At 70.4% G+C, this 22273-nt stretch carries 24 protein-coding genes; 13 read left to right on the forward strand and 11 right to left on the reverse strand.

From position 1 onward, the window contains the following. Positions 1-175 precede the first annotated feature (175 nt). The gene (locus P3T35_RS18140; RefSeq protein WP_101382176.1) at positions 176-604 is read right to left on the reverse strand and encodes a hypothetical protein; all 429 of its coding nucleotides are present in this window, start codon (positions 602-604) and stop codon (positions 176-178) included. A gap of 51 nt (positions 605-655) precedes the next feature. On the opposite strand from P3T35_RS18140, the gene P3T35_RS18145 reads away from it, so the two are divergent. Both P3T35_RS18145 and P3T35_RS18150 read left to right on the forward strand, forming a co-directional pair. Further along, complete coding sequence (locus P3T35_RS18145) at positions 656-1627, forward strand: diacylglycerol kinase family protein (protein ID WP_101382175.1); 972 nt, start codon at positions 656-658, stop codon at positions 1625-1627. Positions 1628-2007: 380 nt separating this feature from the next. After that, positions 2008-2259, forward strand: coding sequence for a WhiB family transcriptional regulator (locus P3T35_RS18150; protein WP_014138019.1), 252 nt, complete (start codon positions 2008-2010; stop codon positions 2257-2259). Positions 2260-2614: 355 nt separating this feature from the next. Here P3T35_RS18150 and P3T35_RS18155 read toward each other — a convergent pair whose 3' ends face one another. From P3T35_RS18155 to P3T35_RS18175, 5 genes are all read right to left on the reverse strand, one after another. After that, positions 2615-4132 carry a PAS domain-containing sensor histidine kinase gene (locus P3T35_RS18155; protein WP_101385255.1) on the reverse strand — a complete coding sequence of 506 codons (1518 nt, stop codon included), beginning with the start codon at positions 4130-4132 and terminating at the stop codon, positions 2615-2617. 722 nt (positions 4133-4854) lie between these two features. Beyond that, on the reverse strand, positions 4855-6423 hold the full coding sequence (locus P3T35_RS18160; RefSeq protein ID WP_101382174.1) for a glycoside hydrolase family 3 protein: 1569 nt from the start codon (positions 6421-6423) through the stop codon (positions 4855-4857). A gap of 3 nt (positions 6424-6426) precedes the next feature. Next, complete coding sequence (locus P3T35_RS18165) at positions 6427-7266, reverse strand: carbohydrate ABC transporter permease (protein ID WP_101382173.1); 840 nt, start codon at positions 7264-7266, stop codon at positions 6427-6429. Continuing rightward, positions 7263-8246: a sugar ABC transporter permease gene (locus P3T35_RS18170; protein ID WP_101382172.1), complete on the reverse strand. Its 984-nt coding sequence runs from the start codon at positions 8244-8246 to the stop codon at positions 7263-7265. Before P3T35_RS18170 ends, P3T35_RS18165 begins: the two co-directional genes overlap by 4 nt. Before the next feature lie 108 nt (positions 8247-8354). Beyond that, positions 8355-9620, reverse strand: coding sequence for an extracellular solute-binding protein (locus tag P3T35_RS18175; protein ID WP_101382171.1), 1266 nt, complete (start codon positions 9618-9620; stop codon positions 8355-8357). Between the two features lie 331 nt (positions 9621-9951). Here P3T35_RS18175 and P3T35_RS18180 point away from each other — a divergent pair, with 331 nt between their 5' ends. Together P3T35_RS18180 and P3T35_RS18185 are read left to right on the forward strand one after the other, a co-directional pair. After that, the gene (locus P3T35_RS18180; protein WP_180356577.1) at positions 9952-10746 is read left to right on the forward strand and encodes a GntR family transcriptional regulator; all 795 of its coding nucleotides are present in this window, start codon (positions 9952-9954) and stop codon (positions 10744-10746) included. Between the two features lie 38 nt (positions 10747-10784). Then, on the forward strand, positions 10785-10979 hold the full coding sequence (locus tag P3T35_RS18185; RefSeq protein ID WP_101382169.1) for a hypothetical protein: 195 nt from the start codon (positions 10785-10787) through the stop codon (positions 10977-10979). A gap of 49 nt (positions 10980-11028) precedes the next feature. Here P3T35_RS18185 and P3T35_RS40400 read toward each other — a convergent pair whose 3' ends face one another. Continuing rightward, complete coding sequence (locus tag P3T35_RS40400; RefSeq protein ID WP_101382168.1) at positions 11029-11493, reverse strand: MarR family transcriptional regulator; 465 nt, start codon at positions 11491-11493, stop codon at positions 11029-11031. Between the two features lie 95 nt (positions 11494-11588). On the opposite strand from P3T35_RS40400, the gene P3T35_RS18195 reads away from it, so the two are divergent. After that, a complete protein-coding gene (locus P3T35_RS18195; RefSeq protein WP_101382167.1) occupies positions 11589-11981 on the forward strand; it encodes a nuclear transport factor 2 family protein in 393 nt (130 codons plus the stop codon). A gap of 9 nt (positions 11982-11990) precedes the next feature. Here the strand turns inward: P3T35_RS18195 and P3T35_RS18200 are convergent, their stop codons facing one another. Beyond that, the gene (locus P3T35_RS18200; RefSeq protein WP_101382166.1) at positions 11991-12512 is read right to left on the reverse strand and encodes a DUF2231 domain-containing protein; all 522 of its coding nucleotides are present in this window, start codon (positions 12510-12512) and stop codon (positions 11991-11993) included. A gap of 150 nt (positions 12513-12662) precedes the next feature. Continuing rightward, positions 12663-13613, reverse strand: a complete 951-nt coding sequence (locus tag P3T35_RS18205; RefSeq protein ID WP_101382165.1) for an SDR family NAD(P)-dependent oxidoreductase — start codon at positions 13611-13613, stop codon at positions 12663-12665. A 218-nt stretch (positions 13614-13831) separates the two neighbouring features. Here P3T35_RS18205 and P3T35_RS18210 point away from each other — a divergent pair, with 218 nt between their 5' ends. The 5 genes from P3T35_RS18210 (at position 13832) to P3T35_RS18230 (ending at position 17119) form a co-directional block, all read left to right on the forward strand. Then, positions 13832-14392: a Uma2 family endonuclease gene (locus tag P3T35_RS18210; RefSeq protein ID WP_101385254.1), complete on the forward strand. Its 561-nt coding sequence runs from the start codon at positions 13832-13834 to the stop codon at positions 14390-14392. Between the two features lie 80 nt (positions 14393-14472). Beyond that, positions 14473-14973, forward strand: coding sequence for a DUF5753 domain-containing protein (locus P3T35_RS18215; RefSeq protein ID WP_280706808.1), 501 nt, complete (start codon positions 14473-14475; stop codon positions 14971-14973). After that, positions 14960-15172: a DUF397 domain-containing protein gene (locus tag P3T35_RS18220; protein WP_101382164.1), complete on the forward strand. Its 213-nt coding sequence runs from the start codon at positions 14960-14962 to the stop codon at positions 15170-15172. The genes P3T35_RS18215 and P3T35_RS18220 overlap by 14 nt, the downstream gene beginning before the upstream one ends. A 299-nt stretch (positions 15173-15471) precedes the next feature. Further along, positions 15472-16503, forward strand: coding sequence for an SGNH/GDSL hydrolase family protein (locus tag P3T35_RS18225; protein WP_280706809.1), 1032 nt, complete (start codon positions 15472-15474; stop codon positions 16501-16503). 166 nt (positions 16504-16669) lie between these two features. Then, positions 16670-17119 carry a hypothetical protein gene (locus P3T35_RS18230; RefSeq protein ID WP_143676897.1) on the forward strand — a complete coding sequence of 150 codons (450 nt, stop codon included), beginning with the start codon at positions 16670-16672 and terminating at the stop codon, positions 17117-17119. A 24-nt stretch (positions 17120-17143) separates the two neighbouring features. Here P3T35_RS18230 and P3T35_RS18235 read toward each other — a convergent pair whose 3' ends face one another. After that, a complete protein-coding gene (locus tag P3T35_RS18235) occupies positions 17144-18442 on the reverse strand; it encodes an MFS transporter (RefSeq protein WP_101382161.1) in 1299 nt (432 codons plus the stop codon). Then, on the reverse strand, positions 18439-18984 hold the full coding sequence (locus P3T35_RS18240; RefSeq protein WP_101382160.1) for a winged helix-turn-helix domain-containing protein: 546 nt from the start codon (positions 18982-18984) through the stop codon (positions 18439-18441). Before P3T35_RS18240 ends, P3T35_RS18235 begins: the two co-directional genes overlap by 4 nt. Before the next feature lie 248 nt (positions 18985-19232). Here P3T35_RS18240 and P3T35_RS18245 point away from each other — a divergent pair, with 248 nt between their 5' ends. From P3T35_RS18245 to P3T35_RS18255, 3 genes are all read left to right on the forward strand, one after another. Further along, positions 19233-19526, forward strand: a complete 294-nt coding sequence (locus P3T35_RS18245; protein ID WP_101382159.1) for a DUF3311 domain-containing protein — start codon at positions 19233-19235, stop codon at positions 19524-19526. Next, the gene (locus P3T35_RS18250) at positions 19523-21139 is read left to right on the forward strand and encodes a sodium:solute symporter (RefSeq protein ID WP_101382158.1); all 1617 of its coding nucleotides are present in this window, start codon (positions 19523-19525) and stop codon (positions 21137-21139) included. The genes P3T35_RS18245 and P3T35_RS18250 overlap by 4 nt, the downstream gene beginning before the upstream one ends. Positions 21140-21345: 206 nt before the next feature. After that, a complete protein-coding gene (locus tag P3T35_RS18255; RefSeq protein ID WP_101382157.1) occupies positions 21346-22116 on the forward strand; it encodes a histidine phosphatase family protein in 771 nt (256 codons plus the stop codon). The last annotated feature ends 157 nt before the right edge of the window (positions 22117-22273 follow it).

Consider the following 22273-nt stretch of genomic DNA (forward strand, 5'->3'; position numbering starts at 1 on the left):
GCGGGCGGGGGTGGGTCGGCGGCCCCGCCCCCCGCCGCCCCGGCCCCCCCCCCCCAGGGGGGGGGGGCCCCCCCCCCCCCGGGGGGGGGGGGGGGCGCCGGCCCGGGGGGGGGGGGGGGGGGCCCCCCCCCCCCCCCCCCCGCGCCCCGGTTGTGCTTCAGCCGCTGACGGGTACTCAGCTCTCGGTGTCGGCGCCCTGGTACAGCACCGCGGTGACCTTCGGGTTGAGCAGCAGCACCAGACCGGCCAGCCCGGCCAGGCCGACCAGCACCCCGATCGCCGCCATCACACCGCCGGCCCCCCACATGAACCAGGCCACCGGCAGGCAGAGGGTGTGGATCAGCACCGCCGGAGAACGGCCCCAGCGGCGCAGTCGCAGCAGCGCCCCGCCCGCCAGCAGCGGCAGCAGGCCGAGCAGCAGGATCACCACCCCGCCGTACTCGGCGAGCCCCTGGTTCCGGGTGCTCTCGACCAGCGCCGCGACGATGATGTAGACGCCCCAGACCACCAGCGCGGCGCCCTCGGCGAGGGTCAGGGCCACCCCGGCCAGCAGCGGGGTGGGGCGCGCGGGGGGCGTGGCGGGGGCGGTGGTTTCTGCGGTCACTGAAGCAGGGTAACCGCCGGGCCGCTCCGGCCGAGCCTTAGGCTGATCCTCATGCGTGCGCTCCTGGTCGTGAACCCGAAGGCGACCACCACCAGTGGCCGAACCAGGGATGTCCTCACCCATGCGCTGCGCAGCGAGCTCAAGCTGGAGGTCGCGGTCACCGGGTACCGCGGCCACGCCGGGGACCTGGCCCGGGCTGCCGCCGCGGACGGCTCGACGGACCTGGTGGTGGCGCTCGGCGGCGACGGCACGGTCAACGAGGTGGTCAACGGCCTGCTGGCGCACGGCCCGAGCGAGAAGCTGCCGCGCCTGGCGGTGGTGCCGGGCGGCAGCACCAACGTCTTCGCCCGGGCGCTCGGGCTGCCCAACGATCCGGTGGACGCCACCGGGGTGCTGCTGGACGCGCTGGACAACGGCCGGCAGCGGGCGATCTCCCTGGGCAAGGCGATGACCGACGGGCTGCCGGACCGCTGGTTCACCTTCACCGCCGGCCTGGGCTTCGACGCGGGCGTGGTCGGCCGGGTGGAGGAGCAGCGCCGGTCGGGGCGCCGGTCCACGCACGCGCTCTATGTGCGCGAAGCGCTCCGGCACTACGTGACCGAGCGCGAGCATCGGAAGAACGGCCCGGTCACGCTGGAAATCCCGGGCCGGGCACCGCAGTCGGGACTGGTGATGTCAATAGTCTCGAACACCTCGCCGTGGACATTCCTCGGCAATCGCCCGGTGCTGCCCTCGCCGTCCGCATCCTTCGAAACCGACCTTGACGTCTTCGGCATCACTCGAATGACAGCGTTCGGAACCGCGCGGACGATCCGTCAGATTCTGCGCCCGCACACACCTTCGGAGCAGCGCGGCAAGCAGTCCGGACCGACCGGGAAGCACGTCGTCTCCTATCACGACCTCAGGCACTTCACCTTGGTTTCACAGGAACCGGTCCCATTTCAGGTCGACGGGGACCACCTTGGAGACAGGAGCCGCGTCAGTTTCACAGGCGTACGACGGGCACTGCGTGTGATTGTGTGACCAGAAGGGGGCCCCGCCCTTGTTCTCGAACGTGCGAGCCCCCTTCACCCCATAGAAGTACGGCCTGTGAGGTAGGCGACACCGAAGAATCAAAAATTCCTCCTCGAAGGGGGTTGTATCCGAGCCTGAGGTTTGCGAACCTCTACATGGCGATCGGGACGCGACGCAGCGGGACTGCGAAGCGACCCCCCGTTGCATCCCACTGGGCCTCCGGCTCGGGATCGCGGGATTCGCCCGAACCCCCCTCAGCACAGATGCCCGGCCCGTAGAGGCCGTTGGCTCCTATTGCCGTTGCGGGATTCGTGAAAGCGTTCACATTCACAAGACGTTTCGATAGTGCTGGTGGGCCCCCGTCCACCGGCAGGAGGAGTTGGACGACCATGGACTGGCGCCACCGCGCTGTCTGCCGCGAAGAGGACCCGGAGCTGTTCTTCCCGATCGGGAACACCGGTCCTGCTCTGCTGCAGATCGAGGAAGCCAAGGCCGTCTGCCGCCGCTGCCCCGTGATGGAGCAGTGCCTGCAGTGGGCGCTGGAGACCGGCCAGGACGCCGGCGTCTGGGGCGGGATGAGCGAGGACGAGCGTCGTGCGATGAAGCGCCGCGCCGCCCGCAACCGCGCCCGCACCGCCTGAGCGATCGCAGTACCACCGATCGCTCGGTGAGGATCAGCAGTTCAGCAGTACCGATCAACACATGATCACAGGCTTCGACCGCGACTTCGTCGAAGCCTTCCGCAGGAGCAGACGCACCCTGGCAGCACCGCCGGCGCAGACCGCTCCGACTGCGACTCACCCCGGTCCGGCTACTTGCCACTGCTCACGCAGAGCAATAGTGTGGACCTGCGACGCTCACCGTATGCAATAGCGCCGAGCGTCACCCAAGAGCCCCCGTACCGGCCGACTCCCCCCGACGGCCGGAACGGGTTGAGAGGCCTCGCCGACCCTCCCCCCCGGTCGGCGGGGCCTCGTTTCTTGCCCCGGCAAGCGGTCAGCGGACCGGGATCTCCAGGACCACCCGGGTGCCGCCGCCCGGCGCGGCCAGCATGTCGAAGGTGCCGCCCAGCTCCCCGGTGGCCAGGGTCCGCACGATCTGCAGGCCCAGGTTGCCGGCCTGCTGCGGGTCGAAGCCCTCCGGCATGCCGCGACCGTCGTCCTGCACGGTGATCATCAGGTATTCGTCCGGCTTGGCCCCCTGGGTCCAGCTGTCCGACCAGCCCAAGCCGGCGACCGGCGCCCGGCCGCGCAGCGCGCTCACCGAGACCGTGCCGCCGGGGCGGCCGCCGAACGCGTGCTCCAGGGCGTTCTGCAGCAGTTCGGTCAGCACCATCGCCAGCGGCGTGGCCACCTCGGCGGAGAGGATGCCGAAGCTGCCGCTGCGCTTGGCGGCGACCTGGCCGTCCTGGGACAGCTCCATCACCATGGCCAGCACCCGGTCGGCGATTTCGTCGAAGGCGACCTGCTCGTCCAGGTTCTGCGAGAGCGTCTCGTGCACGATGGCGATCGAGCCGACCCGGCGCACCGCCTCGTCCAGCGCGGCCCGGGCCGAGTCGTCGCCGAGCCGCCGGGACTGCAGGCGCAGCAGCGCGGCGACCGTCTGCAGGTTGTTCTTCACCCGGTGGTGGATCTCCCGGATGGTGGCGTCCTTGGTCATCAGCTCCCGGTCACGGCGCCGCAGTTCGGTGACGTCGCGGCAGAGCACCAGCGAGCCGGTGGGCACGCCCTTGGGCTTCAGCGGGATCGCCCGCAGCGTCACCACGCCGTCCTGGGCCTCCACCTCGGCCTGCCGGGGCGCCCAGCCGCTGGCCAGCTTGACCAGCGCCTCGTGCACGGCGCCCCGCGAGGGCGGCACCAACTCGGCGGTGGTGCGGCCCAGATGACCGCCCACCAGATCGGTGGTCAGGCCCAGGCGGTGGTAGGCGGAGAGCGCGTTGGGGCTGGCATAGGTGACGATGCCGTCCGCGTCCAGCCGGATCAGGCCGTCGCCGACCCGGGGGGCGGCGTCCATGTCCACCTGCTCGCCGGGGTAGGGGAAGCTGCCGGCGGCGATCATCTGCGCCAGGTCGGAGGCGCTCTGCAGATAGGTGAGCTCCAGCCGGCTGGGGGTGCGCACGGTGAGCAGGTTGGTGTTGCGGGCGATCACCCCGAGCACCTTGCCCTCCCGGCGGACCGGGATCGACTCCACCCGCACCGGCACCTCCTCGCGCCACTCCGGGTCGCCCTCCCGGACGATCCGCCCCTCGTCGAACGCGGCGTCCAGCAGCGGGCGCCGACCGCGCGGGACCAGGTGGCCGACCATGTCGTCCTGGTAGGAGGTGGGGCCGGTGTTGGGCCGCATCTGGGCCACCGAGACGTAGCGGATGCCGTCCCAGGTGGGGATCCAGAGCACCAGGTCGGCGAAGGAGAGGTCGGAGAGCAGCTGCCACTCCGAGACCAGCAGGTGGAGCCATTCCACATCGGCACCGGTGAGGGTGGTGTGGCGGCGGACGAGTTCGTTCAGCGAGGGCACACCGCCGAGGGTAGCCAAACCGGGGCCCGGCCCGAGATCACCGCAGTTGTCCAGACCAATTCCGGCGGATTCCTGGACAACCCAGATTGGTCTAGTCCACAATGGGGAGGCACCAAGGAGAGGCCCCCGCGCAACTGCCCTGACCACGCGCGGAGCCCTCCTCGGTCGACCGCCGCGACACTGGGATCCCGCACAATCCCGGCGTCGGCTCCGGCGGTCGGCGAAGCTCCGGGCTGCGGTGCCGCGAGGGTTGAGGGTCCCTCGTCGGCGCCGTGGCCCGTAGTGCTGTCCGGGCCCGCTCAGCCCTGGTTGTTGATCAGCTGGTTGATCTGGGCGTCCGCGGCCATGGTGGCCTGGCTCACCGCAGTGCCGGCCAGGATCGAGGTGAGCATGGTCTCCAGCACGTTCTGCTTCTCCACCTGGGCCCAGCCCGGGGCCGGCGGGACGAACCAGGCAGGTGCTGCTCGTTGACCGTGGGGTCGCCGTGGTTGTAGCGCTTCACCAGGTCGACGAAGTGCTGGATGCCCTGCTGGGCCTTCGGGTCCTCCAGGGTGCCGTGCCAGTTGCCGGCGCTGTCGAACTTGGCGATGGTGCCGCCGTACGCCGCCACGTAGGACATCGCCGCGTACCAGTAGGCAGGGAAACACCGGGGCCCCGGCAGAGGATCTCTCCTCCACCGGGGCCCGGTGTCGAGCGGCGGTCGGAAAGCCTCGGGAGGTTTTTCAGCGACCGACCGACGGCCGGCCGGTGAGCACCTCCACGGCGGCCAGGCCGCAGGCGCGGGCCGCGCCGTGGGTGGCGATGTGCAGCGCGCCGACCGGCTCGGCCTGCGGCACCCCCATCTCCACCACCAGGGCGTCCGGCCGGGCGTTCAGCAGCAGGCGCAGTGCCGCTGACATCCAGTCGTGGCGGTGCACGTCGCGCACCACGAGCACCAGCCGCCGACCCGCCGCCTCGGCCAGCAGCTCGCCCACCAGGGCGTCCAGCTGCTCCGCACCCGCCTGGTCCGGCCCGATGCCGCGGGTCCGGGTGCCGGGGAACCGCTCGGCCAGCATCCCGGCCACGCCCCACGGGGTGTCGTCGCCGACCGCGATGTTGGACTCCGGCGAGAAGGAGGCGACGAACGGACGGTCGGTCACCGGCTCGAAGTGCTGAGCGGGATCGGCGGTCACCTTGAGGGCCCGGCGGGCGGCCCGCAGGCCGATCGACAGGTCCGGCTCGATCGGGGCGGCCTGGGCTGCCTGCTTCGATCGACTCTGCCGTGCCCAGCTGCCCAGCGCCCGCACCCGGCCGGCCGCGTCGGCCAGCCGCTCCTGGGGCAGCCGGCCCTCCCGCACCGCCGCCACGATGGCGTCCCGCAGCCGCAGCACGGTCTCCTCGTCGCAGAGCCCGCCACCGACGCAGATCGCGTCGGCGCCCGCCGCCAGCGCCAGCACCGTCCCCTCCGCGATGCCGTAGCGGTCGGCGATGGCGCCCATCTCGATCGCGTCGGTGACGATCAAGCCCTGGTAGCCGAGGCCGCCCTCGCTCTCCGGAGCCCGCAGCAGCCCGCCCAGCACCGCCTTGCTCAGGGTGGCCGGGTAGTCCGGGTCGAGCGCCGGGATCATGATGTGTGCGGTCATCAGCGCCTTGGCGCCGGCCTCCACCGCGGCCTTGAACGGCGGCAGGTCGCGGGCCCGGACCAGTTCCTCGGCCACGTCGATCAGCGGCAGCCCGTGGTGCGAGTCCACATTGGTGTCGCCGTGCCCGGGGAAGTGCTTGGCGCAGGCGGCGACCCCCGCCGACTGCAGGCCCGCCACCCAGGCGGCGGTGTGCCGGGCGCACAGCTGCGGGTCGGCGCCGAACGAGCGCACCCCGATCACCGGGTTGCCCGGGTTGGAGTTGACGTCGGCGGCCGGCGCCCAGTTGAAGTTGATGCCGCACTCGGCCAGCGCCCGGCCCAGCTCGCGCGCCACGTCCCGGGTCAGCGCCGGGTCGTCGACCGCGCCGAGGGCCAGGTTGCCCGGCCAGGAGGAACCGGAGCCGACCTCGAGGCGGGTGACGTCGCCGCCCTCCTCGTCGATCGCGATCAGCAGGTCCGGGTTCTCCCGCCGCAACTCGGCGGTGAGCGCCGCCAGCTGGGCCTGGTCGGTGACGTTGCGCCCGAACAGTGCGACCGAGCCGAGGCCGGCGGCGATGTGCCGGTGCACCCACGCGGGCGGGGTGCTGCCCTCGAAGCCGGGCTGCAGGACGGTGAGCGCGTCGCGGTGCAGCTGGTCGCTGTCCGGGATGCTCGGGGTGAGGATGCTCAACGGTCAGCCCTTCACTGCGCCGTCGGTCAGACCGCCGACGGCCTTGCGCTGGAAAAGGAAGAAGACGACAAGCACCGGGAGGGCGAACAGGGTGGAGGCCGCCATGGTGGCACCCCAGTCGTCCCCGAAGGTGGTCTGGAACGAGGTCAGCCAGAGGGGCAGGGTCTGCGCGGTGCCGGGGCCGGTCGCCTTGTTCAGGACCAGGACCAGCGGCAGCTCGTTCCACGCGGTGATGAAGCCGAACAGCGAGGTGGACATCAGGCCGGGCACCAGCAGCGGGAAGATCACCCGCATGAAGGCCTGGAACCGGCTGCAGCCGTCCACCATGGCGGACTCCTCCAGCTCCTTGGGCACGGCGGCCATGAAGCCGCGCAGCGTCCAGATCGTGAAGGGCAGCACCATCATCATGTAGAAGAGGGTCAGCGGCACCAGGCTGTTCAGCATGTCGTTGTCCCGGACGATCATGTAGATCGAGATCGACATGACCTCCCAGGGCGCCATCTGGGAGACCATCACCACCAGCACGAAGGCCTTGCGGCCCCGGAACCGCATCCGGGTGACGGCGAAGGCGGCGGCGGTGGCGATCACCAGCGAGGCGGCCACCGCGATCACCGTGACGATGAAGCTGTTGGCGACGAACGACCAGAACTGGTCCGCGCCGGTGGCCGTGGAGAAGTGCTCCAGGGTGCCGTTGAACGGGATGAAGACGGGGGTCTTGCTGATGATGTCGGTGGTCTTCTTGAAGGCCGTGCTGACCATCCAGTAGACCGGGAACGCGAAGAAGATGACGAGGACGACGGCGATGGCGTTCGGCCAGCTGCGTCCCGGCACGGAGCGCCTCACAGCTCGTCCTCCTGCTTGATGATGATCCGGAAGTAGTAGGACATCAGCACCGAGAGCATCAGGATGGTGAGCACGGCGATGGCGGCGCCGACCCCGTAGTGCTGGTTGCCCATGCCCTCGATGAAGGCGTAGACGGGGAGGGTCTCGGTGAGCCGCTGGGGTCCGCCGGCATTGATGGCGTAGACCTGGGTGAAGCACTTGAAGATCCAGATGACCTCGAGGAACGTGGTCCCGAGGAAGAACGGCTTCAGGGTCGGGAAGATCACCGAGGTGAAGACCTTGTACGAGCCGGCGCCGTCCAGCCGGGCGGCCTCGTAGAGCTCCTTGGGGATCGTGGTGAGCGCCGCGTACATGTTGAAGGCCACGAACGGGATCGAGCCCCAGACCAGCAGCAGCATGATGACGAAGAACGTGGAGAGCTGGGAGCTGTACCAGTTGTAGGCGGCCATGCTGTGCCAGCCCAGCTTGTCCAGGAACCAGTTCACCACGCCGTAGCGGGAGTCGAAGAGCCAGGTGAAGACGGTGGTCTGGGCCACGAACGGCATCGCCCAGGCGAGCATCAGGGCGATCTGCAGCGCCAGCCGCATCCTCTTGCCGAGCCGGTTCAGCAGCAGGCCGACCAGGGTGCCGAACACCATGATCAGTGCCACGTTGAGCGCGGTGAAGGCGACCGAGCGGCCGGTGGTGTGCCAGAACTCGCTGCTGGTCAGCTGGTCGGTGTAGTTCCTGAACCCGTTCCACTGGGTCTGATGCAGGATCAGCTGGCGCTTGTTCAGGTTCTGGAAGGACAGGATGACCGTCTCGACCAGCGGCCAGCAGAGCAGCGCCAGGGTGGCCGCGATGGCCGGGAGCAGCAGCAGGTAGGGAGTGCTGCGGCTCAGCGGACCGGGACCGGCGGACGGCCTCACTCCCTGCGGAGCGTCACCTCCGACGCCCGCGCCGGGCGACTTGGCCCGTACCGGTTCCGACTGAACAGCCATCGGTTGGTCTCTCTTCCTCGCACCTGGCCGACTGGGGTGGCCGCAAACAGGGCGGCGGCGCCGCCCACCGGCCCGTGCGGGGTGCCGGTGGGCGACGTCGCCCGGGTCTTACTGGCTCTGGCCGAGACGCTTGGTGATCTCGTCGTCGTACTTCTTGGCGGTGCTGTCGTAGTCCGCGCCCTGGAGCACGGCGGCCAGGAAGTCCTTGATCGGGTTCGGGTCGTTCTCGACGTTCGACCAGTTCGCCAGGTTCGGTGTGGTGGCACCGTTGGCGGAGGCCGGCAGGGCCGCCTTGTCGAAGTCGGTGGTGGCCAGCGAGTCGAGCGAGGTCTTGTTCGGGATCAGGCCGGCGGAGGCCATCTGGCCCTCGAACTTGTCGGAGAGCGCGAGCTTCAGGAAGTCCTTGGCCAGGTCCTGGTTCTTGCTCGCCTGGGCGATCGCCAGGTTGGAGCCGCCGAGGAAGACGCCGGACGGCTTGTCCGCGGTCTTGCCCGGGACCGGGAAGTAGCCCACGTTGTCGGCCGGCATGTCCTTGGGGGCCGGGGCCTCCCAGCCGAGGCCGACCATCGAGGCGATGGTGCCCTTGGGGAAGAGGGTGTCCTGCTGCGGGGTCGCCTCGTCCTTGTCCTTGGGGGCGGTGGAGTAGCCCTGCAGCTTCTGGAAGGTGGCGAAGGCGGCCTTGGCCTCCGGCGACTCCAGGTTGCCGACCCACTTGCCGCCGACCTGCTTGGCGATCTGGCCGCCCTCGCCGGAGAGCAGGCCGAAGTAGGTGTACCACTCCTCGCCGGGCAGGTAGATCGGGTCCTGCACGCCGGCGGCCTTCAGCTTGTCCAGGTCGGCGTAGTACTCGTCCAGGGTCTTCGGCGTGCCGGTGATGCCGGCCTTGGTCCACAGCGCCTTGTTGTAGATGACCACGCGGTTGGTGAAGTACCACGGGGCGGCGTACTGCTTGCCGTCCAGCACCGAGGAGGCGTTCAGGTTCGCGGCCCAGTCGTTGCCACCGAGGTCGGCCTTGGCGGAGGTCAGGTCCATCAGGCCGCCGGAGGCCGCGTAGCCCGCGGTCTGGGTGTTGCCGACCTCCATGACGTCCACCGAACCCTCGGAGAGGGCGGTGGTCAGCTTCTGGCCGATGCCGTCCCACTTCTGGATCTGGATGTTCAGCTTGGCACCCGGGTACTGGGACTCGAAGTCGGCCTTGATGCCGTCCTGCCAGGTCTGCGGCGCCGAACCGTCCATCAGCCAGACCGTCAGGGTCTTGCCGTTGTAGTTGCCCGAGCCGCCCGCGCTGTTGTCCTTCTTGGCCGAGGAACCGCAAGCCGCCACGCCGACGACCATTGCCGCGACGCCGACCGCCGCGATGAGCTGACGCTTCACGCCATCCTCCTGAGGGATGCCCGGTTGCCCCCATCGGCGGCCGGCGACATAACCCCCCGAACTGGTCGAAAGCGGCGTCGCGAACCCGTGTGATGGGTGGGATTCATGAGCTGGTCTGCAGTGGTGTAGACCAGATGTGTGGAGCTTGGCCTAGACCAATAGAGGTGTCAACGGCTGCATGAGCATTCCGGACGAGCCGTTACCAAGCCGACACCGCTCTTCGTTCATCACGTGATGAGGTCCCCGTCAACCAGGCATACGTGCAACGATGTGTGCCGTTAACGAGGTAGTGGGGTCGGAACGGACCTCGCGAGAAGCGGAGAAGCGGCTCATGAGCAGCGACGGGGGCACCACGGCCCAGCTCCCCGAGGCGGGGGCCTTGCCCGCGCAGGCCGGCAACGGGGGCGAGCCCGCGGCAGCGCGCGTGCCCAAGTACTACGGGCTGAAGCGGCACCTGCTGCAGCTCACCGAGACCCAGCCGGCCGGCACCCCGGTGCCGCCCGAGCGGGCGCTCGCCGCGCAGTTCGACACCTCCCGCACCACCGTGCGGCAGGCGTTGCAGGAACTGGTGGTCGAGGGCCGGCTGGAGCGGATCCAGGGCAAGGGCACCTTCGTGGCCAAGCCGAAGGTCGCCCAGGCGCTCCAGCTGACCTCCTACACCGAGGACATGCGGGCCCAGGGCCTGGAGCCGACCTCCCGGCTGATCGAGGTCGGCTACATCACGGCGGACGACCGGCTGGCGCCACTGCTGGACATCCGCCCCGGCGGCCGGGTGCTGCGGATCGAGCGGCTGCGGCTGGCCAACGGCGACCCGATGGCGATCGAGGTCGCGCACCTGTCGGCCAAGCGGTTCCCGGCGCTGCGGCGCAACCTGGTCAAGCACAACTCGCTCTACGCCGCGCTGCGCGAGGTCTACGGCGTGGTGGTGGCCGAGGCCGAGGAGACCATCGAGACCACGCTGGCCAATCCGCGCGAGGCCGGGCTGCTCGGCTCGGATGTCGGGCTGCCGATGCTGCAGCTCTCCCGGCACTCCTTCGACGCCGAGGGCGCGCCGGTGGAGTGGGTGCGCTCGATCTACCGCGGTGATCGGTACAAGTTCATCACCCGGCTGCAGCGGCCCAGCTGAGCTGCCGTCACCAACCCGCTCGCCGTCACCCCCTCGGGGTGGCGGCGATCGGCTTCATCGCGAGCGGCGCCGGCCTGACCTGGGCGCTGGCCGCGGTGGCCGGCTCGGCGGGCATCGTCTCGCTCTGCGCCGTCCGGATCCGCTTCCCGGCACTGCGGGAGGCCGCCGATGACGGTGCACCGGCCCCGGAGCCGGCCGTCCAGCCCTCGGCGAACACCCGCGCGGCGGTGTGACGCTGACTCAGGCCTCGCGCACGGCCCGGTCGCGAGGCCTGGGTCACCGTCACACCGCCGCGTCGCCCGTGCCCGTGAAGGGCCCCTCCTCGACGAACCGCCGCAGCCAGTGGGCGAAGGCCCGGGCATCCGCCTGCGGCCAGTCGGCGAGGGAGTCCTCGATGCGGGCCGCCAGGCGCTGCCGGGCGGCTCGCACGACGCCGTCTCCGGCGCCGGTGAGCGCGAGCAGGGTCGCGCGCCGGTCGCCGGGGTCGGATTCGCGCCGCAGCAGGCCCGCCTGCTCCAGCCGGTCGGCGCGGCGGGTGACGGTGGTGCGGTCGAGTCCGACCTCCCGGCCGAGGTCGGCGGCACTGCACGGGCCGGTCCGCGCCAGTCCGCTGAGCACCGGGTAGGTGAGGTCGTCGACCGCCTCGCCGAGGCCGTCGGTCAGGTGGGCATAGAGGCCGGCGCGGGTGCTGCGCCGCAGCAGCAGGCCCAGGGCTTCAGCGATCTCGTGTCCAGTCGGGTTCGTCACCACTCCAGATTAGCGTGCGCAAGGCACGCTTTTTTAGTATGGTCAGAAGCGTGCTCGAAGCACGCACTTTCCATCCCTCTTGCGAAGGAACCCTCATGCGCCACACCGACATCCGCACCGCCCTCACCGACCTGCTCCTCACCCCGGGACTCGACCTGGACGAGGCCGTCGACCGCCACTTCGCCCCTGACTACCGCCAGCGGACCGACGGCCGCTGGGACGACCGCGGGGAGTTCCGCACCCACATCGCCCACCTGCGCGAGATCGTGGCCGACGGCTCGGTCGAGGTGCACGAGGAACTCGCCGACGGCGACCGCTACGCCGACCGGCACACCGTGACCGTCACCAAGACCGACGGCTCCACCGCCCGCATGGAGGTCTACCTGTTCGCCGAGTTCGCCCCCGACGGCCGGTTCCGCCGGATCGAGGAGACCACCCTGCTGCTCGAGGGCGCCGAGGGCGACCGGACCATGGGCAGCGCCCGCTGAGGCACCGCCTCAGGCGGCCTTGTCGTGGTGGATGCGCAGCGGCCGCAGGTGCTGGACCGTGGCCTCGTCTCGCGCCTGGTCACGGGTGAGCTGAACGCCGATGTGGTAGTCCTGCACCAGGGTCCAGCCCAGGTAGCCGGCGCCGATCGTGCAGAACACCCCGGCGGAGGCGAGGGCGAGGCCCGGCGTGGCGCTCCGCGGCGGGCCGTTCCAGTGGTTGGCGTAGAGGCCCAGGCTGATGCCGAACAGCGCCAGCGCGAGGACGTTGAGGCCCCCGTGGACGCGCCCGATGGCCATGGCACTCGACTTGCGCGGCACGCCCAGCCACAGGTCGGCGAAGCCCGGCAGCGCGGCCAGCAGCGCGCCGCCCACTCCGGCGATGTTCATGGCGATCGCGAAGTTGAGCCAGAACTGCTGTCCGTTGGAGGCGTAAACGGCGAAGCCCACCAGGGTGCCGGTGTAAGCGGCCACCGGGTAGGCGACGAGCATGGGGTGGACCGGATGGCCTGCCACCGTGGCCTTGCTGTACATGGAGGCCTCCCTCGGGGAGATCGCGGTCTACCTTCACCGTCCGCCCGTGGTGCAGGTGTGGCAAGCCCTCCCCGAGCGGTCCGGGCGGATCGCTGTCGGCGGACTGATCGCCGTGCGCCTGGGCTCCCCGCTCGTGGCCGTTCGCCCCAGCTATCCGGGGAAGTTGCCGGGATCCACGCCGGTCATGTCGCAGCTGATCCTCCACAGCTCCGCCGCGACGGTGGTATCGGCGAGGTTCCTCCACACCGGTTCGAGTCGAGGCCTGCCACGTAGGCCGAAGACGCGCGGTCCCCACAACTGGCCGCCGCGCACGGTCGGGTCGAGCACTGCTCGCACGGCGGACCAGGCGCCGGCGTGCTTGCCCTGGAGGAGGACGCCGGCGGGCGCCCCGCGCAGCAGGGTGCCGAAGGTCCGTGCGGACACCGGTGGACGCGAGGGGGTGAGGGAGTCCAGGGCGCCGCCGGGATGGGCCACTACGCTGGCCACCGTGCTTCCGGCGGCGCGCAGGCGGCGGTCGAGCTCGAGGGCGAAGTACATCTGGGCCAGCTTGGACCGTCCGTAGGTCCGCTTGGGGCGGTAGTCCTGCCGCGACTGCGGGTCGCCGAGGTCCAGGCGCTCGGACTTCGCCGCGAAGCTGCCCACGGTGACGACGCGGGCCGCTGGTGCGGCTGCCAGAAGTGGCATCAGCCAGCCGGTCAGGGCGAAATGCCCGAGGTGATTCGTCCCGAACATGACTTCGTGGCCGTCCCGGGTCTCCCGGCGCGGCGGGTCGTCGAGCGCGACCCCGGCGTTGTGGACCACCGCGTCGAGGTGTGTCGACTCCAGCGCGTGCGCCGCACTGCTCAACGACGAGAGGTCGGCCAGGTCCAGCCGCAGGGTACGCACCCGAGCGCCGGGGACTCGGTCCCGGATCGCGGCCCGGGCGGCTTCGGCCTTCATCGGACTCCGGCTGCCGAGCACGACGGTCGCTCCGGTCGCGGACAACTGCTCCGCGATGAAGTACCCGATCCCGGCGTTGCCGCCGGTGACAAGGAAGACGCGGTCATCGGCGCGCGGCAACCGGTGAACGTCCCAGCGCGAGGTCAAAGGCACGGACGACACAGCAGCGGCCCCTTTGCGATTGCAGGTTGGGAAGGCGGACGCCCACAGCGGGCGCCCCCATCGAGGATCCGGGCGGCCGCTGGCATATCACTTGCAGATCACCCACACTCCAGTCGCCCGGCCGACATCCTGCGCGCGGCCACGCGATCCCGCTCTCAGCGGCAGGCCGGTAGCCTGAATCCGGAGCCGAGGGCGCGATGTCTGGTGGAATGTCGGACGTGGACTACGCCCGCATGCGAGCGATCGCGGACGAGCTCATGGCCCATGCTCCGGAGGACGTCTGGGCCACCGAGATCAGCGGCGATGAGATCATCGTGTTGACGAGCCCCGCCAACCTGCACGAGCTCATCGTCTACCGCCTCGCCAAGCACCTGGACCGCCAGTTGGAGCGCTCGGGCACCGGCCTCATCGCCCATGGCGGGGCGGACGTCGAGGACCCGGAATCCGGGATCAAGCGCCGCCCCGACGTCATGGTCTTTCCCAAGAGTGCCCTGGAGTCGGGCGAGGCGGTGCACCCTCGCGAGGTGATGGCGGTGGTGGAGGTCGTCTCCAAGTCGAATCCGGAGAACGACTACGAGGGCAAGATGCGGGACTACCCGATCATGGGCATCCCCTCTTACCTGCTCATCGACCCCCGCACCGGCACCGGCATGCTCCTCTCCGCCCCGCACCAGACGCCCGAAGGCCGCCGCTACAGCACCCGCCGGGAGTTCGCCTTCGGGGAGACGATCCGGGTCGGTGAGTGGGAAGTCGCCACCGCCGACTTCCCAACCTACTGACCGTCAGCGCTCATTGCAGGCCGCCCTCGGCGCCCACGGAACGCTACGCCGGTGCGCAGCAGCACCACACCCGCTTGCCAATGCCGTCGCGCGCCCCCCAGCCCCACTCCTTGGCGAGCTGCGCGACCAGCACCAGACCACGTCCAGACTCACCGTCAGCATCGGTGCACAGGACAGGCGTTGCATCGGAGCCGTCCTCGTTCGATGTCGTCCTCAACGAGGCCGTGTTGCGACGTCCGATCGGAGGGGACGCCGGCATGGTCAGCCAGCTCGAACGGCTCCGGGAGGCCAGCGAGCTGCCCAACGTTACGATCAAGGTAGTCCCGTTCAGTGCGGGCCTTCATCTCGGTGTGCTGACGGGAGCTTTCGGCATTCTGCGTTTTCCACTCAACGGAGACGGGAGCGAAAGCGAACCGCCGACCGTCTACGCAGATGGCTTCACCGGGGCCTTGTACTTGGACAAGCCGCACGAAGTCGAACGATATGACAACGTATTCAGGAATCTTCAGCAGACAGCGCTGGACGATCAGGCCTCCCGGCGCCTGATCTCCGAAGTGGCAGGGAGCTATGGACAAGGTTGACCTGACGACGACAGCATGGTTCAAATCCAGCTACAGCAACGGAAGTCAGGCCTGCGTCGAAGTGGGCGCCGGCCTCGCTGACAGCGTCCCCGTGCGGGACACCAAGGACCGACAGGGCCCCGCATTGGTATTCCGGGGCGAGTCCTGGCAGGCGTTCGTAACCGGCATCCAGGCGGGCGACTTCGGCGGCAACACCTGAGCGGTCGCTGATCATTGGCAGCCCTCGGCCTTCGGGTCGGGGGCTGTCCGCACAGGTGCGTCTCGACCCAGAACCACTGCCTGGCGCGGATTCCGCCGCCCCGCCACCACATGCGCCGCCCGCCCGGACCGCGAGGCTCCCGGGTCTCAGGCCGGAGCGCGAGCTGACAGGGCTTCATGCTCACCTCCTCCTTTCGGGCCCATCCCGGCGATCCCTCCCGCCCTCACCCACGGGCAGCCGACACGATTGATCGCGCAAGGTGTCCAACCGGTCACACATGGCGGCGAGAGGTGCGGTTCGTGCGTGGATCAACAGGGTGGAAGCGTCGGCTGTCGGCGGTGGCGCTGGCGGGGTGCACTGCGGCCTCCGTGCCGGTGGGCGGTGGCATCGCCCAGGCGGCGGCGCCGGTGCCGACGGTGTTCTTCGGGGACTCCTACACGTCCAATTACGGCATCGCGCCGCTGGCCGAGACCGACCCGAACCATCCCCGGTACTTCTGCCTCCGGGCGAAGGACAACTACCCGGCGGTGGCGACGCGACAGCTCGCCGACCGGGGCATCGCGCTTCGGGTCCAGGACGACCGCTCCTGCGGCGCCGCCACCATCGAGAACTTCTGGGAGGAGCAGACGCTGTTTCCGGGGCCGCCCTTCACGGTGCCGCCGCAGCAGGAAGCGGTGAACCAAGACACCCGGCTGGTGGTGGGCAGCATGGGCGGTAACACGCTCGGCTTCGCCCGCATCCTCAAACAGTGCTCGCAGCGCCTGAGGGGCGAGGAAGGGCAACTACTGCCCGGCGACCTGGTGGACGCGGACTCGCCGGCCGGCGAGTGCCGCCGGTACTTCGAGGCGGGCGACGGCGCGAAATGGCTGGACACCCAGCTGGAGCGGGTCCACTGGGAACTGGGGGAGATGTTCGACCGCATCCAGTACTTCTCCAAGGAGAAGGCCAAGACGGTCCTGGTGGGCTATTCGAGGCTGGTGCCCGAGAACGAGCGCCTGTGCAGCACGCCCATCCCCGGCTCCCAGGAGCTGCCGTTCGCCGACATCGAGCCGAACGCACTTGGCGTCCTCGATCAGGTCGAGGCCCGGTTGAACAAGGTCATGGCCGATTCCGCCAAGGAGCACGGCGCCCGCTTCGTCGACCTGTACGCCGCGACCGGCAGCAACACCGCCTGCGACGGCGGCGATCGGGGCATCGGCGGCCTGCTGGAGCCCTCCCAGCTCAAGATCGGCGAGAAGCTCCTGCCCTGGTACGCCCACCCCAACCCCCGCGGCCGGGACATCGAGGCGCAGGGGGTCGCGGACCAGATCGCGAGCGCCCTCAAGAGCTGACCCACGGGAGCCGGGCCGCACAGGCGGGACGCCTCCAACCGGGTGAAATGCCACGCATACGGACACGAAAGCAGCCCTGCTGCTGCTTTCATGCTCCACGAGGGCAGCAGGTGATCCCGCCCTCCCAGCTCGGAAGTTGAGGGGAATCATGCGTATTCACTCGCGTGTGGCAGCAGTCGTGTTCGCGGCCGGTACGGCGGTTGCCGGCCTGGCGGTGCCGGCCAGCGCCGCGCCGGTGCCCAATGCGGCGCGCAGCACCAATGTCTACTTCGAGAACGCGACCGGGTGCGACCTGGTGAAGACCGGCGCTTCGCTGGACCACGGGATCTGGAGCACCGAGGTGCCGCAGGACGTGAAGGACGGTCAGACCGGTTCGTGGGCCTCGGAGAGCAACGGACTCGCGACCGGCACCGAGGGGCACGCGACCTTCACCGCCTACGGCTGCGGCAATCCCTCACTCAACTACAAGCAGGTGCAGGTCCATTGGGACAACCCGTTCGTGGGCAGCAACGGCTACGACGAGGGCGGCACCGACGGCGCCTTCAGCATCTCCCGGACGGGCGACGGCAAGGGCAACAACGCCACCATCAACTGGCGGGTCGCGGTCAAGCAGTGACCCGCCGGGCCCGAGCCCGGACCGCTACTCCCCCGCGACCCCCGCCGCCGCAGCCAGCGCCGCCTCGATGCGCTTGTTGCTGGCCAGCGTCACCGACAGCAGCGCCGTGGAGGCCAGCAGCAGCGCGCCCACCAGGAACGGCGCCCGCAGGCCTGCGCTCTGGGCCAGCCAGCCGCCGAGCAGGGCGCCGACGGGGGCCGCGCCGAGGGCCATCAGGCGGCGGGCGGCGCCGACCCGGCCGGCCAGCTCAGCCGGGATCAGGGCCTGCGAGACCGAGGGGGCCAGCACCATGGTGGCCGCCATCGCGGCGCCCAGCAGGGCCAGGGCGAGGCCGGCCGGGATGAACGGCAGGGGGCCGGCGGAGAGGCCGAGCCCGACGAGGGCGGCGGCCTCCAGGAGGGCGGTGGTGGTCAGCGCGCGGCCGGTGCCGAGCAGCTTGCCGAGCCGCCCGGCCAGCGCGGCGCCCAGCAGGCCGCCGACGGCCTGGGCGGTCAGCAGCACGCCGTAGCCCACGTTGCCGAGGTGCAGCTGATGGTGGGCGAAGAGCACCAGGACGGCCTCCATGCCGGCGAAGGCCATGTTGCCGATGGCCGGCCGCAGCGCCAGGCCGAGCAGCACCTTGTCCTTGAACAGGAAGGCCGCACCCGTCTTGGCTTCCGCCCAGAGCGACGGGCCCTGCGGTTGCCGCCGCACCGGCGGCTGGGCGGGCAGGGTGCGGATCAGCAGCGAACTGGCCAGGAAGGAGAGCGCGTCCAGCCCGAACGGCAGCGAGCGGGCCAGGGCGAAGAGTGCGCTGCCGGCGGGCGGTCCGGCGAAGTCGGCGGCCACCGTGCGGGCGCCCATCTGCCGGCTGTTCGCCTGCTGCAGCAACTCCAGGTCGCGGCCGAGCAGTTGCGGCAGGTAGGCGGAGCCGGCCGAGTCGAAGAAGATCTGCCCGGTCCCGAGCAGGAAGGCGACCGCCACCAGCAGCGGGATGCTGAGCAGGTGCAGCACGGCGGCCAGCGCGGGTATCGCGAGCAGGACGGCCCGCAGCAGGTCGGTGATCCACATGGTGCGGCGCCGGTCCCAGCGGTCCACCAGCGCACCGCCGATCAGGCCGAAGAAGAGCCAGGGCAGCAGCGCGGCCGAGGCGACCATGCCCAGCGCCACCGGGTTCTGGGTCAGGGTGGCGGCGAGCAGCGGCAGGGCGGCGAAGTAGACGCCGTCACCGAGGGAGGAGGCCGCGCCGGCCGCCCAGAGGCGGCGGAAGGCGGCGGGCAGCTCGGGCCGGGCGGAGGGAGCCCCGGGCGTGGCGACGTCGGGGGCGAGCTGAGTGTTCGTCATCTGATGTCCTGAGGGCGGAAGAAGGCGATGACCAGCGAGGCTTCTGCCTCATCGGGGTCGGCGGCGGCGCGCAGCTCCTCGCTGAGCGCGTTGAGGCGGCGGGTGAACTCCTCGTAGACCGCCTGGCTGATCCGCACGTGCTGCATCCGCACGGTGCGCGGCCCGGCCGGGGCGGCCTCCAGGTCGGCGATGGCGTGCCGCATCAGGATGTCCGGCTCGCCCGGTGCGGGGTCGGGCAGCACGATGCCGCGCGAGGTCCGGCCGTAGTACCGCTCGGTGACGCCGCGCACCTTGCGGGTGCTGACCACCTCGATCAGCCCGGCCCGTTCCAGCAGCCGAACGTGGTAGCTGGAGCTGCCCTTGGCCAGGCCCAGCTTCTCGGCCACCTGGGTGATGGTGGCGGGCGCGTCCCGCAGCACTCCCAGGATCCGGTGGCGCACCACGTTGTTGATGGCGCGCAGCTGCTCGTCGGTGGAGAGGTGGACGGTGTCGTCTGTGGGGACCGCGAAGGGGTCGTCAGCCGAAGCGGTGTCGTCAGTCACGAGCCACAATGGTCAACACTTCTTGACCATTCGTCAATACCTTGATCCGAACGGATGCCCGCCCGACCAGACGCAACCGCCCACGTGCGGCTCGTTCCGCGAGATTCCTTGTTTTCTCCCGTGACACCGGGGCATGGAGTGCCATACATTCCCGTGCAGTCCACAGTCGATCACCAAGAGCGCTGCTCGGCGGGCGCGTTGAGCGCTGCGGCGCTGCTGGGATCCCCTGCCACCCGCCGGAGTCGCGAATGTCCACCGATCCTGACGTTCCATCAGCACCCCTGGGCGCACTGCCCGTGGTCACGCCGGCCCGCGTGCTCGCCGGGATCGCCCTGGCCGTGCCGGTCGTCGCCCTGCTCTGGGTTTCCTCGTACAGCCGCATGACGCCCGCACTCGGCGGAGTGCCGTTCTTCTACTGGTACCAGATCCTCTGGATCCCGGTCTCCGCGCTCTTCACCGGCTCCGCCTACCTGCTGCTCAACCACGACGCCAAGCAGCGCAAGGCCGCCACCGCCATCCGCATGGGCGGTGAGCCGCGATGACGCACGGCGTGAACACGGTCGCCCTGGTGGTGTTCGTGTTCTTCTTCCTGCTGGTCACCGTGGTGGGCTTCCTGTCCGCCCGGTGGCGACGCGCCGACAACGCCCTCCAGCTGCACGAATGGGGCCTGGGCGGGCGCAGTTTCGGCACCTGGATCACCTGGTTCCTGCTCGGCGGCGACCTCTACACCGCGTACACCTTCATCGCGGTGCCCGCCTCGGTCTACGGCAGCGGCGCGAGCGGCTTCTTCGCCGTGCCGTACACGATCATCGCCTACCCGCTGGTGTTCCTCTTCCTGCCCCGGCTCTGGTCGGTGGCGCGGGCGCGCGGCTATGTCACCCCCGCCGACTTCGTGCGCGGGCGGTACGGTTCGCGCGGGCTGGCGCTCGCCGTGGCGTTCACCGGCATCCTCGCCACCATGCCGTACATCGCCCTCCAACTGGTCGGCATCCAGGCGGTGCTGGACACCCTGGGCGTGGGCGGCGGCGCGCACTCCAACTGGTTCGTCAAGGACCTGCCGCTCTTCATCGCCTTCGCCGTGCTGGCCGCCTACACCTACTCCTCGGGCCTGCGGGCGCCGGCGCTGATCGCGTTCGTCAAGGACACCCTGGTCTACATCGTGATCATCGTCGCGGTGATCTACCTGCCGATGCGGCTGGGCGGTTACGGGCACATCTTCGACGCGGCCGCACAGAAGTTCAGCACCAAGGGGAAGAACGGGCAGCCGATCGGTGCCATGGTGATCGGGCCCAAGGCGCAGTGGTCGTACGCCACCCTGGCGCTCGGCTCCTCACTGGCGCTCTTCATGTACCCGCACACCGTCACCGGCGTGCTGGCCGCCAAGTCGCGCAACACGGTGCGCCGCAACATGGCGATCCTGCCCGCCTATTCGCTGATGCTGGGCCTGCTGGCGCTGCTCGGCTTCCTGGCCATCGCGGCCGGCGTGGGCAAGTCCAACCCGCAGCTGGCCGTGCCGGAGCTGTTCGCCAAGCTGTTCCCGAGCTGGTTCACCGGCGTCGCGTTCGCCGCGATCGGGATCGGCGCGCTGGTGCCGGCCGCGATCATGTCGATCGCCGCGGCCAACCTGTTCACCCGCAACATCTACAAGGAGTTCATCCGCCCGGCCGCCACCCCCGAGCAGGAGACCCGGGTCGCCAAGTTCGTCTCGCTGCTGGTCAAGGTGGGCGCGCTGGTCTTCGTGCTGGGCATGGACAAGCAGCTGGCGATCAACATGCAGCTGCTCGGCGGCATCTGGATCCTGCAGACCTGCGTCTCGATCGTCTCCGGCCTGTTCACCCGCTGGTTCCACCGCTGGGGGCTGCTGGCCGGCTGGGCGGTCGGCATGGTCTACGGCACCTGGAAGGCCTACGGCATCTCCTCCGCCGCCACCCACCACTTCGGCGGCAGCACGGCGAAGATCCCGGTGATCGGCGAGATCGGCTACATCGGCCTGACCGCGTTCGTGCTCAACCTGCTGGTCGCCGTGGTGCTCACGCTGGTGTTCAAGGCGCTCGGCACCCCGGACGGCAAGGACGAGACGTCCCCGGCGGACTACAGCGCGGAGGCGGGCGACCCCGAGCTCGTGGACGCGCCCCAACCGGCCGTGGCGCACTAAGCGCCCCGACGCGCGCCCTGTGACCGCGCCGCCACCGCCCTCAACACTGAGGGGGTGGCGGCGCGATCATATGTACGCCGTCCGGCTTTGTGACCAGTCCGAGCCCGACAGCCGCTGTACGTCGTCCGGTTTTCTGCGCATTCTGAACATGACGTCGTCGGCGTCCGTCGAGGCGACGTCGCCGAACCCGACGGGGAGCACCGCCCATGCCCGAGCTGAGCACCATCCTCAACGGCCACCCGCGCCAGGACCGGGCGGCCGCCCCGCTGCCGTCCGTCCTGATCGCCACCCGGCACGGACAGTCCACGGCCAACGTGGAGTTCCAGCTCGCCGACACCACCGGCGCCCTCAGCGTGCCGATCAGCTGCCGCGACGCCGACATCCCGCTCTCCATGCTCGGCCAGTCCCAGGCCCAGGCGCTCGGCCGCTGGTGGGCCGAACTGCCGCCCGCCGACCGCCCGCGCGACGTCTGGTGCTCGCCCTACGTGCGGGCCGCCGAGACCGCCCGGATCGCCATCGCACAGGCCGCCGGCCTCGGTTCGGTGCCGGTCGGCCTCCCCATCCGGTACGACGAGCGGCTGCGCGACCGCGAACTCGGCGTCCTGGAGATGCTCACCCAGGCCGCCATCTCCAAGCAGCACCCCGAGGAGGCCGCCCGCCGCCGCAAGATGGGCGAGCTCTACTACCGCCCGCCCGGCGGCGAGAGCTGGTCGGACGTGGCGCTGCGGGTCCGCGACTGCCTACGGGACGTCTGCGCGGCGGAGTGCGGCCGCCCGGTGCTGCTGGTCGCGCACGACAACGTGGTGCTGATGCTGCGCTACGTGCTGGAGCAGTTGACCGAGGCGCAGCTGCTGGCACTGGAGCCGGTGCGGAACTGCTCCGCCAGCCTGTGGCGGGCCGGGCAGGGGCGGATGCGCGGGGAGCTGTGGAACGAGGTGGGGCACCTGGCGGGAGGCAACACGAGCGGGTCGCCCTGACCGACCATCCGTCATAGCCTCTCCGCACGCGCTTGATCAAATACGGTCATGCCTGCGTCCGGCTGGAGGGCGGCGACCGGGTGCTCGTCATCGACCCGGGGGAGTTCAGCGAGGCCGACACAACGCTCCGCGAAGATCCGCTGTCGCGGTCCGACCG

The sequence above is a fragment of the Kitasatospora sp. GP30 genome, assembly GCF_029892145.1.
Taxonomy (GTDB): domain Bacteria; phylum Actinomycetota; class Actinomycetes; order Streptomycetales; family Streptomycetaceae; genus Kitasatospora; species Kitasatospora acidiphila.